This window comes from Paenibacillus allorhizosphaerae (assembly GCF_042659105.1).
GTDB classification, from domain to species: Bacteria; Bacillota; Bacilli; order Paenibacillales; family NBRC-103111; genus Paenibacillus_G; species Paenibacillus_G allorhizosphaerae.
On the sequence record NZ_JBHSRV010000008.1, the window covers coordinates 58,569 to 76,264 of the forward strand.

Sequence of the window (17,696 nt, forward strand, 5' to 3'; positions counted from 1 at the left end):
ATAATCGACTCAAAGTCCAGCCTATAGCGGCTTTACCTGAAGGGGTGCGATGCGTTTCGAGGCGAACCGTAAGGCATGACCACATTGGCCAATTGACCTGGCCGATAATACGGGTAGTCCATCATCTTTTGAACGTGCTGCACGATATCCGCGTTGGTTAAAGATTCGACGAAGTACAACCCCAAATCGATGGAGGCGGAGACGCCGCCGCCCGTGAACACATTCCCGTCCCGGACGATGCGGGCTTTAACGACTTCCGCGCAATACGGCGTCAGCAGCTCATAGGCAGACGGGTTCGTTGTAGCCTGTTTTCCGGTTAACAATCCCGCCGCCCCTAACAGCAAAGCCCCGGTACAAACCGACACTTTGTATTCCACATCGCTTGCGCTCCGAATCCAGGAAATAAACTCCGTATCGTATCTCAGTTGTCTGGTGGACATCCCGCCGGGAATAAAGATCAAGTCATATCCGGATAGATCCGGGAGAACATGTTGTATTTTTAGTGTCATCCCCCGGTCATCCGTTATCTCGTCTTTATTGGCACACAGATCCCATGACACGCCTTCTCTGGCCTTTAGAATCTTTAGCCATGACACCGCCTCGTAAAAGCCGATGAAATCCAATGACGTCATCTTGTCAAACAAAACGAAAGCCATCTTCATGTCCATGCACCTGACCTTTCATTGTCTGAAAATAAAAACAGCACCTGATCGAACGATCAAATGCTTTGCCCAGGCGTACGGCTTATGAAATATGCGCTCCCCCGCAGTGACCTGCGTTACGCCAGTCACGCATACTCGTTACCATTAAGCTAACAGATTATTTCAATAATCTCAATATCATTTTTGGATCGTTTCGTTCCGTCCCAACGTGAAAACGAGCCGCTGTTCCCTATGGAAACAACAGCCCGTTTCAGTGCCTCTTGGTTGACGCTTATTTATTTCATCCCTTTTTGCTTGTTGATCGAGTTTTCCAGGCTGCCATCATATCCGTCTTGGAAAAAGTACAGGTTGACTACATCCTTACTTTCGCCGGATATGCCTACAACATAGGCAGTACCGTTAGACAGCTCGCACAGGACGGGCACTCCGAAATTGGGGCTTTGTGACGATACCACTTTGCTGTTGACGATGGAAATATTTTTGGGCAGCAGGACAGCCACCGCTTGCTCCGCCGTTTCGCGCCATGCCGGGTCGTTCACATCCGCCTTTTTCGGCGTAGAGACTGATGACCCGTCGAAAGCACTGGCATTCATGATCGTACCGCTAACCGCGTTCATATAAACATTAAATGATTTTGCAGCTGCTGTGGTAGAACCGTTCGGTTGACCGGATGAACTCGCCGGATCAAATGAAATCGTCCAGGTGTCGGTACCTGGGAGAGATCCCCCTAAAAACATGGCACGGGCCGTGTAACCGCTAAGATTTGCGGCAAACGATTTTTTGAGTACGGCTGCCCCGTAGGCCGCGGCTTGTTCCGCGGAAAGATCTTTATCCCCGGGGATATAGGTGGATTGGATGCCGTCGACCCATTGCTCCTTCGCCTCCGGACTAAGTCCCTTTACTTTGGGCGAATCCATCAGTTCATCTTTTGTAAAAGATTTCGACTGGTCTATCACTGTGTATTCCGCTTTGGCTTCCGTCTTACCTGGCGTTTCAACAGTCTTCTGCAAAGGGTCCGGCTGATATTCGATCACCTGTTTGCCGGTTTCCGCAAACGTCTTGTTGCTCAAAATGAAATTCATGGTTACACCGCTCCCGGCAATCAGCGCGGCAGCTACACTAAATACCCATACCTTGTTCATTGTTTTATTGACCTTTACCATCCCGATCGTCTCCTCTTCAACTTGTTCTGTAGTACTACGAAACCATCATAGCCCGCCCGATATCATCGAGTTTTCAGAGAGTTGTAAAGGAGTTGTAAAAATGACCTGCACCGTCGTACCTACGCCCGGCCGGGATTGTATCGTCAGCTCCGCTCCATGCAAAATAGCGATTTGCCGGCAAAGCGACAACCCCAGTCCGACGCCGCCCGCATGGCGGGTACGTGCTTTGTCCACGCGATAGAACGGTTCACACACCAGCGCGATCTGTTCCTCTTCCATGCCGCAGCCAAAATCCTGCACTTCCAGGATGGGGACAGCGCCGCCATAGACGGATAAGCGAATGGTTGAACCCGGAGTAGAAGCTTTCGCTGCGTTGTCGATGAGGTTGATCAGCAAAGATTGCAGCAGCACCGGGTCCCCTGTCAGTTCATGCAGCATACAGGAAACATCCAGCTTGATATGTTTTTCACTCAGCTTCTGTTCCGCTGCCTGATTCACCGAATCTATCAACAGTGAAGGAACAATGGGATGCAAATCGATGGTACTGTTGCTTAAAAGCGCAAGATCCAGCAATTTGAACGCAAGGCTCTGCATCCTGTCGGTTTCACTCAAAATATATTTTGCCGCCTTGATGCGATCCTGTTCACGGGCATTGGCGTTTTGCAAATATTCCGCATACCCGCGTATAGCCGTTAGCGGCGTCCGCAGTTCATGTGCCAGATTGTCGACAAGACGCTGTTTATTTTGCGCCGTTTGGTCGAGCTCGGATATTTTCTCCTGAATGCTTGCCGCCATTTGATTGAAACTTACGGCAAGTTCATGGAATTCATCTTTGCCCGCGATACTTATTCTACGATCATATACGCCGCCGGCGATTTCAAAAGCGGCTTTCTGCAAAGCTCGTACCGGAGAGGTAAGTTTCCTTAGCAGAAGCAGCAGCACCAAGGCTAGCGCGATTTCCATTGAAATGCTTACGATGATCAAATAACGGGTAAGCTGGGATTGGGCCACATACAGCTCGGACTTATCGCGCACGTACACAAGCGTATATTTACCATCATGATCGCTAACGTTACCGGTAATAAACAAATAGTTCATGTCGTTAATCATCTGTATCTTGGAATCGTCCGCATCCTGAATAAGGCTTTGGATTGTAGCATGGCTATCGGCGTCGGACGGTGTATTCGAGAAAATCGGCTTACCGGCGTTCCACAGCTCCAAATATACATGCTGCTTTGCGTAATAATCGGCGTAGGAACGCATAAAACTTTGCATATAGTCGGGCACCGGTATCGTTTGTTCCCTGAAGTACATGCTGTCGAGCGTCTGGTAAACGCTTTTCGATATAAAATGATATTCTCCGAGCGCCCTGTCGGCGTCACGTTTCATATCCAGGGTGTAATAGTATCTGGCGATGAGGTACAGGCATATATTAATGAATACGATAAAAACCGCAAGGATGACGATAAACGTTTTTTGCCAAAATTTCATGGACTTGCCTCAAGCCGGTATCCCATTTTATACACCGTCTTTATTCGGCTATCCCAGTTTAATTTTTTGCGCAGTTTTTGAATATGTACGTCAACGGTTCTCGTCTCACCGATATAATCATAACCCCACACGAGATGAAGCAGCTTCTCGCGGGACAGCGCAATATTTTTATTTTTGATCAGCGTCTCCAGCAGTTCGAATTCCCGGAGCGTCATTTCAATTTCACTGCCGTCCACGGTGATCACCCGGCTATCCAAATTCACCACCGTACCGTCAAGCGAAAATAGTGGCGTTGCCCGCTGAATCCGGCGAAGCACCGCATCAATGCGTGCCAGCAGCTCCACGGTTTCGAACGGTTTTACGATGTAGTCGTCCGCGCCAAGCTTTAGCCCCTTGACCCTATCGGACAAATTGCCCATTGCCGTAAGGAAAATGACCGGCGTATCCTGATCGACGTGCTCCATCAGACGAAAGCCGTCCAATCCCGGCAGCATAACATCCATGATGATCAATGAATAAGTATGATTGTTTAAGCATACAAGCGCCTCGTCGCCGTCATATACTTGTTCGCTGGTATGGCCTACGAGTTCCAGGTTCATGGCAATAAGATCGTTTATGGATTGTTCGTCTTCGACGATGAGAATATGCGCCATAAAGCCACCTCCGGTATTATTGTAGCACATGAAAGAAATAGACATCGCGGGGCGAGGCGCGCCGGCATTTTGTTACGGATTTGACCTTCACATGGGCCGAACAACAGCAGCGTACCAACGCATTTGACCGGCTTCATCTTTGGCGAGCAGCAGGTTGTCCAAATCCATTGATGAGAATGTCTTCATTTACAACAACGTTCACATACGGATGAAAGTTGCACAATCGCTCACCAAATTCACTCTTTGTGCGGGACTGCAACTCCAGCTTTTGCTCGAGTTGGGGAGCAATCTATAGCGTTAAAAGGGCTTTTTGCACGCAACAAAAGACTGCCAGCGGCAGCCTCGCAATGATTATTACCGTTCATCCAGCTTATTCGCAATGATGAGTTCATTGGCCATTCGCTTGTTCATAGCCTTCATATCGTACTCCAGTGCGTTGCGCTCGATTAAGTCGATTTGCGTCCGGGTCGCCGGCTGCGCTTCAATGATTTCCAGAAAGTTTCGTCTTGCGATTTGCTCGCCGATCGCTTCATCTTCACATAAGTCGATGACTTCGTACATCGCATTAATCGCCTTTTCATAATTGAGGTTTCGTGCCGTGGCGGAATCTGTGCTTAAAAAGAATCGTTCGGAATAATTTCGGATGAGCGGAATGTAGCTTTCTAAAGCATATTGATTATTAGGGTCATAAACGGTAAACCCTGCGAAAAAATCAATATAGAGGTTGGTATGGCGGCTAAGCAGGTTCTCCATCCGTTCCGGAGGATTATATACATTGGCGTGTGCGAATATAAACTTCGTGTCCGGAAATGCGCGAAGCGCTTCTTTCAGCCTGTCTATCGGTTCCCCGAAAGGCGGATCGATATGTAACAATATCGGCACCTTGTATTGTGCACAAAGTTCGTAGATCGCCGGGAGGTTGCCGTCCATCGGATGCTGTGCTTTCCATTGCAATTTCGAAGTGAGCGGAGAATACGTGGAGGCGGCTACCGTCTCTCCGACGCCGTAGTACCCTTTTTCCAGTTTCTCCTTTACAACGGCAAGCGCTCCTTCATCATACATGGAAAAGCCGGAAAAGAACGGATAAAACTTCTCCGGATATTTCGTGTACGCCTTCCAGGACCGCTTATCGCTGACCATCGCGGCCGGTTCGGAAATCGATCCGAATAGTACCGTTTTATCGATATGGTATCGTTCCCATATAGCGATCGAGCCTTTCTCTGCATAATAATCCGCATCGTGATTATGTACATCAATAAGCCCAAGATGCTTGTATTTGTGAAACAAATCCGGCCTGAAGCCCATCGTTTGCCCGCCTTCCTTTCAGCAGTGTCATACGACTGCTCGATCTTCGTCTCCGTCCATGCAATGCTGCCCGAACAGGACTCATCATTTGTTTTCGATATTATGTTTAGTTTAAGTGTTGTCCGCTGGCGCGGTAAAGGGAATGTTTGGTTTATAAATGTTCGCTGATCGATCCGTGCAACATTAGCATCCGGCAAATCGTATTTCGATTGCGGAGCCTGTTTTCGAATGTGAAAAAAGCCGATCTCCCAATGCGAAGAAATCGGCTCTTGTTCTATGGTTTTAACCGTTATGTTTTTGGGCCCAAATGTTAAATGGCTCGAGTTTGCGAGACGAATGCATATGCTGGAATGGAATCGTCCGCTTCTCGGGCGCCTGTAACATATCCGAATAAAAGTGGCTGAGCGGATCGACGAACCCGGTGCCGCTTGCCGCTTCTTTTTTGCTGCATGCATAATACACCGATCCGAGCTTGGCCCAATATATGGCTCCCATGCACATCGGGCAAGGCTCCCCGCTCGCGTACAGCTCGCAATCCGACAAATCTACTTTGCCAAGCCGCATGCAAGCATCCCGAATCGCCAGCAGCTCCGCATGCGAGCTCGGATCGCAGGTCGTATGAACGCAGTTGACGCCGGACGCTACGATTTCCTCTCCTCGCACCACGAGCGCCGCAAACGGTCCTCCTCCTATCGCCGCATTCTCCTCTGCCAGTTGGATAACCCGTTCGATCCACGGATTGCTTGTATTTTCCATCTAATCATCTCCCTTTACACGCTACATTTTACCATGCTGCATGAGGGAAAGTTCAATTATAACGAAACGATCCTTCCCACTCGATGCCGATATTACCATTCCGCTTTCGTGCGATTGCGGAAAAAACCGCCGTTCGGGCCGTCTTCATCGAGCGTCGCAAGCCAAACGGCCGTATCGGCTCCTTCGGCGACCGTCTGGGGCGCATCGGCTCCTCCCATGTCCGTCTGTACCCTGCCCGGGCAAGCGGCATTCACTTTGATGCCCGAACCTTCGACTTCCTGTGCCACTAAACAAGTCAAAGCATTGAGCATCGTTTTCGAGATGCGGTAAGCGGCCGAACTGCCTTTTAGACCCAGCATGCCTTGATGTACCTGAAAAGACCCCAACGCCGAAGAGACGTTAACGATGCGTCCGTATTGCTGCTGTTTCATTAACGGTACTACGGCCTGCATCAGATGAAGCGCTCCGAAGTAATTGGTCTCAAACGTTTCCTGCATAACCGCCTGCTCCACTTGCAAAACGGAAGTGCCCCGATCCAGAATGATTCCTGCATTATTCACGAGAACATCAAAGCGGCCGAACCGCTGCGCCACACGGTCCATCATTTGAGCGATACTGCCCGGACGATTCACTTCAACGACCGCGAGTTCTACCGATCCCCCTTCCTTGCGCAACTGATTGACGGCATCTCGCCCCTTTTCTTCGTCGCGGCATCCGATTAATACGTGCAAACCTTTCTGGGAAAGCTGCCGGGCAATTTCTTTGCCGATCCCGCGGTTCCCCCCGGTCACAAGCGCAATACGCTGCTGATTCATCGTATTCATCCCATCCCCTCCGTCCCGCTGACCATATGTTTCCATTTCGACAAACTCTCTTCCAACCGCGACTCGGCTTTGCTTAAAATATCGATTTGTTTTTTGATTTCGGCTAATTTTCGTTCACCCACTTCAATCGCATTCGGGAGACATTGGGGCTTCTCCCCGCTTTGGAACAAACATTCGAAAAAGTCCATAATTTCTTTGGCCGTCAGTCCAAGGCTAAAATACAGCTGGATAAATTCGACTCTTTCCGCATCGGACTCCGCATAATCTCGGTAACCGTTCTCCAATCGCGTAGGATTCAGCAAATTTTTTTCTTCGTAATATCGCAAAGAACTCAGGCTCACGCCCGTCCTTCTCGACAACTCACTGATGTTGATTGTAATCCCTCCCCTTTTCTCGGCTCATATCGTCATTCTAAACCATCACATCATGTGAAGGTCAAGCGGCATGCTCCGAGTTAACAAACGAACAGTGTCATAATCCATTTGGCAGTAGATGCGAATATGTTTACCCTAATTTTTACTTTTAATGAATGACAAAAAAACGACTTCTCCATTGCAGGAAAAGCCGCTTGTTGTTCTGACTTGTCCGAAAACGATAGTGATCAGGGATCGCTGCAATCTATGTATTACCCCTTTTCAAGATGGAGCTTTCCCCAATCCGATAACGCTTGCAGTACCGGATATAATGTCTGTCCATACTCGGTTATGGCGTACTCCACTTGAACCGGCCTGGCGGGCCGTATTTCTCGGCTCACAACACCGTGCCGCTCCAATTCGCGCAAATGTTGAATCAGCATCTTTCTTGTGATGAACGGAACCTTGCGCTCCAGCTCACGAAACCGGTGGGGCTTCCTGCACAGATGATGAATAATCAATGGTTTCCATTTCGCCCCGATGACTTCCAGCGCTACATCCACCAAGCAGCGATAATGATCTCGTTCGCGCTCCAAAAGCTCCCCTCCCCTAATGCCGTTACTAAAAAGTGCCTTCTTATGCAGCCGGTGCTTTTTTGATATAGTCCATTATACCATACCTTATTTTTCCAAATCATTTAAAAACAGGAGGGCTTTTTCATGCGTACAGAGAAATTAGCGCTAATCGCTGTCTTGGTTATGTTCATAGGATGCGGCTGCGGGAACCAAGTCCGTCAGGAAACCACTGCCTTGCCAGAGCCTCGTGAAAAGACCGTCAGCGGTAACGAGCCTGTCATTTGGGTTAACGGAACTTCCCTAAAGAAACGTATCGATAATTTCATTTTCTCTCCCGATATGAAAACGATGCTATTCGAAGAAGTGGCCGGGCGCTCGTTCGCTATTTATGAGACGCATATGCAGGATGGAGCTTGGAGCGCTCCGGTCACCCCAACGTTCAGTATCTCGTCGGTACACGAAGGCACCCCATTCCTAAGCAGCGATACGCGAAAAGTATATTTCCACTCCTTCCGCTCCTTTCCGGGACAGCAACCGTCCGCTTCCCTCGACTTATGGGTTGCAGACAAAAAGGAACAAGGCTGGAGCGAGCCGCAACGTATAGGCATCCCCAAAGCAAAACCCGACGATTTCCACTATTATCCTTCCGTCAGCGCGAATGGAACGGTGTACTTCACTTCGTTTCGCTCGGATAGTAAAGGGAAGGATGATATTTACCGCTCCCGCTTCGTGAACGGTGCCTATTCGGAACCTGAGCATTTGGGGGATGAAATCAATTCTGCCGATATCGACGCTTATCCGAGCATCAGCCCGGATGAAAGTATCCTGCTGTTTGGCCGAAGTTCCGATTTGTTTGTAAGCTACAACAAGGACGGACGCTGGACGGAAGCAAAACCGCTTGGCCTTCAACGATGGGGGATACGCAAACTCCGCTCGCCCCGGCTAAGCAACGATCAGAAAAATCTTTACTTCGTCGGAGAGAAGGATGGCGTTGCTCATATTTTCCAGATCGGCTGGCCGCTTTCCTGAGCGGCACATTCATTGAAATCGAAGAAAACCCATGAGCATATTAGCACTCATGGGTTTTGACGTTCCATTATTAATGGCTTGGTACTACATATACACTGCCATCGGACAATTGTCTCACTGTGCCGGAAGCCGACTCAATGTCCTGGATTGCCCAGTGGTCCTTCGGTACGTCCGGCCAGCTCGAAGATTGCACGCTTGCCGTCAGTCGTTCAAATAATTTGTTCAACACCTTGACGGCTTCCGCGCGATTCAGCTTGTTATCCGGTTGGAAGGAACCGTCCGGATAGCCTTGTAAAATGCCTGCCTGCGAAGCTTGCTTGATCGCCTCGGATGCCCAATGCCCCGAAGTATCGCCGTAATCGCCCGGCAGCGCCGCGCCGTTCACGGTTTGCGGAAGCAATCTGGCCGCAATGCTGGCCATCTCGCCGCGGGTAATTGCGTCGTCCGGACGGAACAGCCCGTTGTCATCGCCAAGCATCAGTCCTGCACGCTGCATGTCGGCGATCGCTTCCGCCGCCCAATGGGATTCGGCAACGTCAGGATAACCCTTCGCTTGTGCCGTCCCCGCTTGGCCTGCGGCGCCGCGTGCACCGATGCGATGCAGGATCGTCGCCAGCTCCGCACGCGTGATTGCCTGCGCCGGGCGGAAGGTGCCGTCCGGGTAGCCGGACAAGTACGGCTCCAGCACTTTCAGCGCATCCGATCCGTTCTTCTGGATAATGGTAAACGTACTGAACTTATTAATTTCAATCGCAATTCCGACCGGCTTGCCTTCCGCATCGTAACGGATTTCGCCTTGCGAAAGCGCCTTGTCGCCGTCGCTGTGCTCAATATATACAGCCAGCTCCGATAGGATTTGTTTGGCGGCCGCCTCATTGACCGGCAGCGTCAAGTGATCGAGCGGGAACAGGAGCTCTGTCGTGTACCCGGTGTAATTCGTTTCAATCTTGACCGGTTGACCGAAGACGGTGACTGATCGGCCTCCCGCCGCATTCCGCACCAGCTCGGCCGTCTGCACGCGCGCAGTAACCTCGCTGCGCTCGGCATTGTCGCGGACCGGAACAACCCGGAAATAAGCATCTTTGCCATCTTTGCTCAGCTGTTGCAGCGAAGCTGCCGATAAAGCGAGCTGCGCGTCAGGCAGCAAGATTTGCAGCGACATGCCGCCCTTAGCGAGCAAGGACACGGAATCGGCGCTCAAGCTGACAATCCGCTCATCCGCCGGCGCATTCGGTACATCCGTCACGTAAATGCGTGCAATGCTGTCCTTGTTCTGAACCGCTTTGTCGAGTACGTCGCGCGTTTTCTCGGCATCCAGCTTCACGATATCGAGCGTTCTTCCTTCTTCCGTACGCGTCCGAACGATCGTCGTTTGATCCGTCCAGCCTCCGGCGCCGCCCGTAATCGTCGTTTGGCGCGCATTTTGGATCGGTTCTTCAGAAGAAGATTGTTCCTCTACGCGTTTCACGTCGATAGAGTACGTCTGCGAGGCTTCCTTATTCGCGGATTCCACTCTCACGATCAAGGTGTTATCCCCCATGTTAAGCTTAGGCAAGAAGCTGCCGCCGCCCTTCAATGATTCGTCCGCTACCGTCACGGTTGCCTCCGGATCATTGGCCATCGCCGTTATAGCCGCGTTGCCGTTCGTCGTCGTTCCGATCGTGCCGTAGTTCAGCTTGTAAGGATTGAAAGCACCACCTAGAACGCTATCCGCCTGTAAGCTTGCCAGCAAAGGCGGCTTCGCAGGCGACGCCTGCTTACGCAGCAAGGAAATGGTGTACGTGAGCTTCGTGCCATCCTGCGCGCTGACTTCGATGGCGGCGGTTTGCGCAGTTTGATCCAGCTTGAATGGGATCGACGCAACCAAGCCCTTCGCTACCTCTTGATCATTGATTCGAATCGTTGCATCGGCTTGCTGTGCCACCGGCAGCAGTTTTACCTCATCCGCTGCGCTTGGCACAAGCAATTGGTAATTCAATGCGGCCGGATGGAAGGCGGTTACGAGCTCCGCGCCTTCCGTAGCCAGACCCAACTGCTGCAGCTGTGCATTGCTGCTTGGCTCCCGCCACACGGCCACCTGATAGCTGCGCATCTCCGAGCTGTTCGGTGAAGTAACCGTCACAGGAATTTGATTCTCGCCCACTCGCAGCGTAATCGCCTGCGAGGCCTGCTCGCTCTGAACCGCTTGTCCTTGGACCTTGATGCCGGATCCCGCTTGCAAAGCACCGGCTGTCAAAGTAACGCTGTCCACTGTGTTGCCTACATATACGGTATAGCTATTTTCCGCTCCCGTAAAAGGCTGCGCAGCAAGCGCATCGCCGTTTTGCCCGGCAGTCGCGTTGTTCAGCTTCAGCGTGCGCAATGCAGCAACGCTGGAGCCCATTCCGGTGATGTGCAGTGTATAAGTTTTACCCGCCACACTACCCGGCTGAACCTGGATTTGCACGGTACGGCCTGCCGTCGGCACCTCTATCTCGACATAGCCGCCGTCCGTAAGCGCCTGTCCGTCTATCGTCACTGCAGAGGCCGATACCACCGGAACCGCATAGACTCGGACTTTATCGGAGTAAGCCACCGCCTGATACGAAGTCGTGCCGAATGTATATGGCGTGCTCATCGTCGCGTTACCTGTCGTCAGCGCCGCAAGGTCGCTACGATAAGTCGGGATCGTATCCGCGGTGTCCCGCAATATTTCAAATCCGGATTCGGTCTTGTTGCCTATCTCGTCCGAAGCCGTAACCGTAAACTTGTTGCGGTCGGCCTGAGTTTCCCAGTCGAGCGGGGCGTAGTATACGAAGCGCCCTGCGTCATCAAGAGGCACCCTTGTTCCGTTGATGTCCAGCTTCGCGCCGGAGTCCGTTTGACCGGCAATATATATTTTGCTGTCCGCCGTAACGGTGCCGTTCAGCGCAATCCGCTTGCCCTGTGCGTCATCGCCTCCGGACACGATCAGCATTGGCCCGGTGCGATCCACAAACAGCTTGCGGTACGCCGTGCTGCGGTCGCCGCGATCGTTGACCGCTTCGATCAGCACGTTGTAGTCGCGTTCTTTCAGCACGCTTACGTTAAGCAGCTCCTGCAGCGCGAACGCATACGTTCCGCCAGCCGCTACCTGCCCGCTGCCAAGCTGCTGTCCATTAACCGTCAGCGTCAATGTTGCGCTTTGATTGGCAGTTACACGCAAGGAAGCCTGCTCCGCCGCTGTAAGCAGCATCGTCTCTTTATTGCCGTCAATCGCCGTATAGGCGCGTTCTTTAACCGCATGCACGCCGGCGTCAAGCGCCACGGCCAAAGCAGCCGGCTGCGGAACGGGAAGTTCCGTCGTTACGCTTGCGGACGGCGGGCTCAATACGAGACGCCCTTGCTCCTGCCCCATAGCCGATACATATAAGGTATAAGTTGCATCGGTAGACAAGCCGCTAATGACCGCATACTGCAGATTCCCCGACTGCGGCGCGAAGTCCATGACCGGTACGGCTGTTTGGCCGTTCGCAGCTTTGCCTACCCACACCCGGTACGACGTCACATTGCCCGGCAAGGAAGAAAAGCGCAGCGACACTTCGCCGTTTCCGGTAGAGAACACCTCGGGCCGCTCCGGCGCTTGCAGCGTGTACGGTGCGGTTACTTCCACCATTCCTTCTGCAATCGCGTATACCGGTGCTTTACCGGCGCTTGTTCCAGCCACGGTCAAATGATAAGTCCCGGGAATCGTCGTCGCCGGTATATCGATCGCCTTGCTGCCGGAAGCAGACAAACCGTCTGCGATCACTTCCCCGATATACTGATCGGCGCTGTCGGTCAGCATGATCGTCACTTCGGCATCGGATGCTGCATTTTCCATCGACCATATCACTTGAATACGGTTTTCCGCACCGCTCACAGGCGCCGCCGATGCTTTGATCGCAGGCTGCGGGATCAGCTTCTGGATTTGCAGATCCACCTTCTTCGCGTTCTGGATCGACCATTTGCCTGCAGGCGCATTCAGCAGCGAGACGTATAGCGTATCCCGTCCGTCCTTCGCAGGGTTCGGGGTATCGATCTGCGTCTGCTGCAGCGGATCTCCGCCCGCGTTACCGCTTGCCGTCCGGTCTGCCGCCGGTTGCAAATAGGCATTGCCGTTCGGAGCGTTAAAGTTCAGCGTATACGGCGAGCCGTCCGGTGCAGTAATTACCGTGTTCGCATCTCCGCCGCTCACCGTTAGCATGTAGTCGCCTTTTTCCGCCAATTCGAATCGCTTCGTAAATCGGCCTTCCATCAGCATCGGCTTGATCGATTTAAACTTCCTGCTGGACTTGTAAGCAATGATGCTGGTAAAGCTGCTGCCTACCGCCTTCCACTGCCCGCTCAGATCGTCTCCGTTTAGCAGAACGGTCAGCTTCTGCTGCGGTTCATCATAAATGGCATTCATGCCAGGCTGATTCGGATCAAGCTGCAACGGATAAAGCGCGCCGCTTGGCGTGTACAGCTTCGTCTGGGCGTCCGCTCCGTAAATCTCGACAACGGCTTGACCGTTATCGGTACGGTTCATCTCAAGCGCCGTTGGATAAGCTTGGGCTTTCACCCACTGCGCTACGTCGCCGATCGTTGCCTGAGGAAGAATGCTGTATAATGACGTTTTCGGGCTCGTCCCTGCGCTAATCATCCAGGTTCCTGCTTCCACTGCATTCAGCAATACGTACAGATTGCCGTTGGCATCGCGGTAAGCGTTCCAGTCCGGCTGATTTTGCGCCGTTTGCAGGCTGTATGGACGGCCGTCCGGCTTATAGACGATGACCTCGCCCTGCGCTGCTGCAACTTTCAGCACGTAAGCTCCACGCTCCTCCATCACAAGCGATGTCACCGCCCGCTCCGGCGTTTGCGCCCACAGCTTCGACAACGCTTCAAGCGTCATCGATTCGCCCGCAAACAGCAATTCATGGATGCTGATGCGGCTGCTGCCGTTCATCGAGAGCCTCCAAGTTCCAGCAGACAACAACACGCGCATAAATGTCGTATTGCTTGCACTATCGTAGAACATTTCAGGCCGCACGACTTGCTCTTGCGTCTGATTCGGCACGGCCGGCGGGCTTAAAACCGCAGTTCGCTGGTCGCCCGTCAACGCAATGAGTGCGTTGTAGGAACGTCCTACCGTAAAGCTGGAGCTCGACTGTCCGTTCGAAGCATTGGCCTCCGCCGTCATCAGCGGCGTCCGGTCAAGCGTTGTAAACTGTCCATCTACCATCCGAGCTTTAACGTCGGTCTGTGTTGTATCCTCCGGTTGGAAAGACAAGCCGATCGGCGTCAAATCAAATACTCTCTTGAGCGGATTCGCTGCGGCAATGCGTACTTGCTTGCCCGAATCCGGCTTCATCAGGAACAATTCTTCCGCTATGTCCAGCCATGGTTCTGCCGCGTCCATGAAGTCGGAAACATTGTTCATGAAGTCCAAGCCTTTTTCCCACCACGACTTTTTCGGAGGCTCCGCTTCCACCTCGAACAGGATCGTGTTGTTGTTGAACGTATACTTCACGTTCGCGCCTACTCCGTTATGCCGGAACGTGCCGTAAATTCCGGTTTCCGTCACGCTGAGCGCAACGTTTTTCACGGTCGCCCCGCCGATGCGAGGAATGCCTTTGGGCACATAAACGGTTCCCTTGATCACTCCGTTGAAGCCTTTTTTGTTGAAGGAATACGTGGTCATGGCTCCTTTGACGACTTCGAATACGTTGATGTCGCCCTTCGAAGCGAAGCCCGGAGACGTAAATCCTTTCATGCCCGCAGCTGACGGATTCACCACCGTCTGCATGTTCATGTTGTTCACAGGCAGCCAGTAGTAATACTCGATCCCGTTGGCGTTGAAGCCGTAAGAGGATACATCCATATTCACCGCATCGGTTCCGATCAGGTTAAATTTGTAATTCGCCTGCGGATGCTTCAGCTCAGGCACAATGACATCATTCACCGAACCTTTGACGCTGAACGTCTGCGGAACTTGCGTTTTGTCCGCCAGCTTGTCCACGCTGCCGAACAAATAATTGACCTGCAGACCGGTCGAAGCCACCTTCGCCTTGCGGTACATGCTGAAGTTCAAGCCATCCAGTCGTCCCTGCTTGGTCTTCATGCTCAGGTCGAAGCTGATGTCGGTATCCGGCAAGCTGCCCTTGCCTTGAACGCCAACATAAGGAATACGGCTGTCCATGACAAATTGGGTGTCGCTGACGTTAAACGGTCCCACTTTAAATTTGTTACTCATCGTAAACGTGCCGGATAAATCAAAACGGTTGTTGCGGAATTTGATTCCATCCACCGGGACGGATTCCGTCACCTTTTGGCTGCCGACTTGCAAGCCGATTTGAAGATCACCGGTTAGACGCAAGCCGTCCTTGGCAAAAACGAGCGAGCTCGCCTTGACCGGCATGCCCATGTTCAAATAGTCGGTTGCCTCGGCACTGTTCAAAGCGATCGTAAAGTTATCCGACGAAATCGTGAACGGTCCGTCCTGAATCGTATAGGACACATTCGTCCCCAGTGATCCGCCGCCGTTTACATACAAGCGTCCTTCGCCGCTAATCGTGGACTTGTCGCCGGACTTGGTTACATTAAGGCGGCTGCCCTTGAACATAACGGAGTCGTTGATCGATACGATTTCCGACGTGTCGTTGAGAACATACACACCCACATTTGACGGATCCTCTGTAAACGGCCCTTGCAGCATCAGGCTGCTAACTTCATTGCTTGCCGACGTGCTCGGTACTTCTACTCGGGCAAAGTTGCGCGGTTTGTAGAAGTCTAGCGCCGTTACAGTGAGTCCTTGCGGGAATACATAATGTAAATAATCTTCGTGCAGCAAGCGGACATCGTATTTCCCCGGAGGTAATTCAACACCCGGATTCTTTAATGTCAGCTCCAGTTGGCGGTCATTTAAAACATTGTAAGCCAACTCATACTTTGTACCATCCTCACCCTGCAGGAAGTAATTAATGTGGTTTAATGGTTTACGGAGCAAGTTAGTGACGCCCGTACCAATGGCGACCAACCGCTTCTTGTCTTTGACATGTAGGAACGAAGCGCCTACACGGTCATATTTGACATCTGGAGGTTCCAAATTCGTATCGTCATTCATTATAAAAGGCTTGATTTCAGTGTAATTTGTCCCGACTTCGTTAACTGCGTAACCTCGAATCTCATACTCCTGATGCCAAACGAGCCCCGTTAGGATTACTTCAAAAGAGCCTATTCCTTTCGGTTCTGTACCGGTGAACGGTACACGAGTCCAAGCGCTATCTCCCTTCTTTCGGTATTCTGCGCCTCGCATGGTAATCGTTCTCGTGCCATCGTCGTACACACTCGCGATAACGCTGACTTTATCATTGGTATGCTGCGGATCAAATACAGGTAACGGTTCCACATCAAACCTCACACCCGGCGCTGTCGGCGGCGTAAAGCCGAACACCCAGGTTTCGTTCACATTGCCGGCAGGCATGGAACCAACTACTTTACCGCCTTCGGTCCCATACTTATCCATAATAGTGATCTGATTACGGTTTCCGCCAAACAAGACGAAGTTTTTGCCGTCAAACGCCATGTTTGCATAGCTGAGAGCAAAAGGCAGATTCCTCGGTTCATTTTGATATAATGCTTCCATTCCTACTGTGTAATGATAATACTCCCATCCGCTGCCGTTCCAACCATACGCTATCGATCCAGACCACCCGAAACCTGGACCGTCTTTGCCTTTCATATCGGGATACATGCTCGAAGGCAATTTCAGGCGAGGTACTAATACCGCGTTGTACATATGGACATAGTCGCGTTCCCCACTAAAGATCACAACGCGTCGTCCGTCATAAGCCATGGCTTGGCCCCAACGTCCATAACCTGGTTCCGGACCTTCCACCGAGCTCCATGACTTGGCCGTACGATCCCACTTCCACAACAACGAGGAGCTGTCGTCGTGCGTGAGCGTTTTTGTCTCGTGAGTGCCCGTACTTTCATAGGTCTTCATCACCGACCCGATATTGCCGCCGTACAGTACCGCCGTATTGCCATCATAGGCCATTTGGCCTCCATAGGCAGCAGGCGGGGATTGAGCCGGCTGCTGTACCTGCGTCCACGCCGTTCCGTTCCACAACCACGTATCGCCGAGCGGCGGCTTCGAATTTCCGGTGCCGGAATAGCCGCCGAACAACACAAGCTGCTCGCCGTCGTAGGAGATTTGCGCTCCGCCACGGGCCGAAGGAGCGACGGCAAGTCCGGTTACTTGCTCCCATTTGGCATTAATGCCATCCCACAGCCATGTGTCGTTAAGCAAGCCTGATTCGCCTTCCCCGCCAAACAGAAGCACCTTTTTGTTAACCGCGTCATACGCCATGGCTGCGCTTTTGCGTTTAGGAGGCTTGGGGGAAAGATCCAACAATTCCTCCCACTTTTTCTCTCTGCCGTCCCAAATCCATGTTTCATCGAACGGCCTGCCGCCATCGTCTGCGCCGCCGAACATGATCACATTGCCCGCATTTTCGTCGTAGACCATCGATGCGGCTTGTCTCGGATCAGGTTTTAGATTAAGATCGACCCTCTCCCAAACATAATCCTTAATATTGCTGCTGATCGCTTTGGCCGCTATGGACCGCGGTGTCGGCGTATATGTATTCGACTGCACCGTACCGTTCCCAGTTCCGGTACCATATGTTTGTCCCGTTACTGTCCCATCGGCCTGAGCCACATTCAGCCCGCCATGCAAGAAAGGCACATACTGCAATAACAGTACAGCGATCAAAAGCTTGGCCAAGCCGGCATTCCAACGTTTTCGCACTTCTGTTTCCCCTCCACCTGGACTTCTTTCCAAAAGCGTTAATAGAAAATGCAATTCATTTTCGCTGCAACAAGACATGCGAAAATTCTACATC

General features: G+C 52.0%; 11 protein-coding genes and 1 riboswitch. Of the genes, 1 reads left to right on the plus strand and 10 read right to left on the minus strand.

What is annotated here, in order from left to right; translation table 11 throughout:
* Positions 1-32: 32 nt before the first annotated feature.
* The 9 genes from ACFQI7_RS25115 to ACFQI7_RS25155 all read right to left on the minus strand — a co-directional run bounded on the left by ACFQI7_RS25115 (position 33) and on the right by ACFQI7_RS25155 (position 7,803).
* A complete protein-coding gene (locus ACFQI7_RS25115) occupies positions 33-662 on the minus strand; it encodes a DJ-1/PfpI family protein (RefSeq protein ID WP_218099714.1) in 630 nt (209 codons plus the stop codon).
* Positions 663-722: 60 nt separating this feature from the next.
* A riboswitch (ZMP/ZTP riboswitch) is annotated at positions 723-801 on the minus strand.
* 136 nt (positions 802-937) lie between these two features.
* A complete protein-coding gene (locus tag ACFQI7_RS25120; protein ID WP_218099715.1) occupies positions 938-1,825 on the minus strand; it encodes a hypothetical protein in 888 nt (295 codons plus the stop codon).
* A 45-nt stretch (positions 1,826-1,870) separates the two neighbouring features.
* Positions 1,871-3,316, minus strand: coding sequence for a sensor histidine kinase (locus ACFQI7_RS25125; RefSeq protein WP_218099716.1), 1,446 nt, complete (start codon positions 3,314-3,316; stop codon positions 1,871-1,873).
* Positions 3,313-3,969, minus strand: coding sequence for a response regulator transcription factor (locus tag ACFQI7_RS25130; RefSeq protein WP_218099717.1), 657 nt, complete (start codon positions 3,967-3,969; stop codon positions 3,313-3,315). Before ACFQI7_RS25130 ends, ACFQI7_RS25125 begins: the two co-directional genes overlap by 4 nt.
* Positions 3,970-4,323: 354 nt before the next feature.
* Complete coding sequence (locus ACFQI7_RS25135) at positions 4,324-5,274, minus strand: amidohydrolase family protein (RefSeq protein WP_218099718.1); 951 nt, start codon at positions 5,272-5,274, stop codon at positions 4,324-4,326.
* A gap of 282 nt (positions 5,275-5,556) precedes the next feature.
* A complete protein-coding gene (locus ACFQI7_RS25140) occupies positions 5,557-6,030 on the minus strand; it encodes a nucleoside deaminase (protein WP_218099719.1) in 474 nt (157 codons plus the stop codon).
* Between the two features lie 92 nt (positions 6,031-6,122).
* Positions 6,123-6,854 (minus strand): SDR family oxidoreductase, encoded by a 732-nt coding sequence (locus ACFQI7_RS25145; protein ID WP_218099720.1) that lies wholly within the window; start codon positions 6,852-6,854, stop codon positions 6,123-6,125.
* A complete protein-coding gene (locus ACFQI7_RS25150; protein ID WP_268966830.1) occupies positions 6,851-7,213 on the minus strand; it encodes a MerR family transcriptional regulator in 363 nt (120 codons plus the stop codon). Before ACFQI7_RS25150 ends, ACFQI7_RS25145 begins: the two co-directional genes overlap by 4 nt.
* Positions 7,214-7,479: 266 nt before the next feature.
* A complete protein-coding gene (locus tag ACFQI7_RS25155) occupies positions 7,480-7,803 on the minus strand; it encodes a winged helix-turn-helix transcriptional regulator (RefSeq protein ID WP_218099721.1) in 324 nt (107 codons plus the stop codon).
* Positions 7,804-7,926: 123 nt separating this feature from the next.
* On the opposite strand from ACFQI7_RS25155, the gene ACFQI7_RS25160 reads away from it, so the two are divergent.
* Complete coding sequence (locus tag ACFQI7_RS25160; RefSeq protein WP_218099722.1) at positions 7,927-8,811, plus strand: TolB-like translocation protein; 885 nt, start codon at positions 7,927-7,929, stop codon at positions 8,809-8,811.
* 70 nt (positions 8,812-8,881) lie between these two features.
* Here ACFQI7_RS25160 and ACFQI7_RS25165 read toward each other — a convergent pair whose 3' ends face one another.
* Positions 8,882-17,602, minus strand: a complete 8,721-nt coding sequence (locus tag ACFQI7_RS25165) for a cadherin-like beta sandwich domain-containing protein (RefSeq protein WP_218099723.1) — start codon at positions 17,600-17,602, stop codon at positions 8,882-8,884.
* Positions 17,603-17,696 lie beyond the last annotated feature (94 nt).

Excerpts from the sequence above, each read along its gene's own strand:
- ACFQI7_RS25145 (WP_218099720.1), bottom strand. The coding sequence starts at position 6,854 with ATGAATACGATGAATCAGCAGCGTATTGCGCTTGTGACCGGGGGGAAC.
- ACFQI7_RS25130 (WP_218099717.1), bottom strand. The coding sequence starts at position 3,969 with ATGGCGCATATTCTCATCGTCGAAGACGAACAATCCATAAACGATCTT.
- ACFQI7_RS25140 (WP_218099719.1), bottom strand. The coding sequence starts at position 6,030 with ATGGAAAATACAAGCAATCCGTGGATCGAACGGGTTATCCAACTGGCA.
- ACFQI7_RS25135 (WP_218099718.1), bottom strand. The coding sequence starts at position 5,274 with ATGGGCTTCAGGCCGGATTTGTTTCACAAATACAAGCATCTTGGGCTT.
- ACFQI7_RS25160 (WP_218099722.1), top strand. The coding sequence starts at position 7,927 with ATGCGTACAGAGAAATTAGCGCTAATCGCTGTCTTGGTTATGTTCATA.
- ACFQI7_RS25125 (WP_218099716.1), bottom strand. The coding sequence starts at position 3,316 with ATGAAATTTTGGCAAAAAACGTTTATCGTCATCCTTGCGGTTTTTATC.
- ACFQI7_RS25115 (WP_218099714.1), bottom strand. The coding sequence starts at position 662 with ATGAAGATGGCTTTCGTTTTGTTTGACAAGATGACGTCATTGGATTTC.
- ACFQI7_RS25120 (WP_218099715.1), bottom strand. The coding sequence starts at position 1,825 with ATGGTAAAGGTCAATAAAACAATGAACAAGGTATGGGTATTTAGTGTA.